Here is a 320-nt window from a genome sequence, read left to right as displayed (position 1 = left end):
GACGCGCCCTGGGCGGGGGGAAGCGCCACAGTCGCGGTCAGGGTGTGAGCCTCTGTGTCGTTGTCCGTCGCCAGCGGCACGCCCTGGCGGCACTTGGCAGTCTCCGGCGTGGTCAGGGCGCAGGCGGGAAGCCGCACCAGATGCAGACGCGAGGCCCATTCGGCGCCGTACGCCGAGTCGATGCCCGCGTAGTCCACCTGAACATCGGCCGCCCCAGCCGTAGAGGTGTCAGTGGACTGAAGCGACAGCAGCAGGCCCTCGATCCCGGCCCGTTGCGTGGCTTCGTGGTCGGCAACCGTCACGTGCACGCGGTTGGGACC

At 70.3% G+C, this 320-nt stretch carries 1 protein-coding gene; it reads right to left on the bottom strand.

The window, feature by feature from the left end:
* Positions 1 to 302 (bottom strand): hypothetical protein (locus IH48_RS34060; RefSeq protein ID WP_158710409.1); only part of this gene is annotated, 302 nt, incomplete at its 3' end.
* Positions 303 to 320: the final 18 nt, after the last annotated feature.

The organism is Streptomyces sp. NRRL F-5126 (assembly GCF_000721265.1).
In the GTDB taxonomy this organism is placed as follows: Bacteria; Actinomycetota; Actinomycetes; order Streptomycetales; family Streptomycetaceae; genus Streptomyces.
The sequence above is the reverse complement of the archived record's forward strand: the minus strand, read 5'-3'. Positions and strand labels throughout refer to the sequence as shown.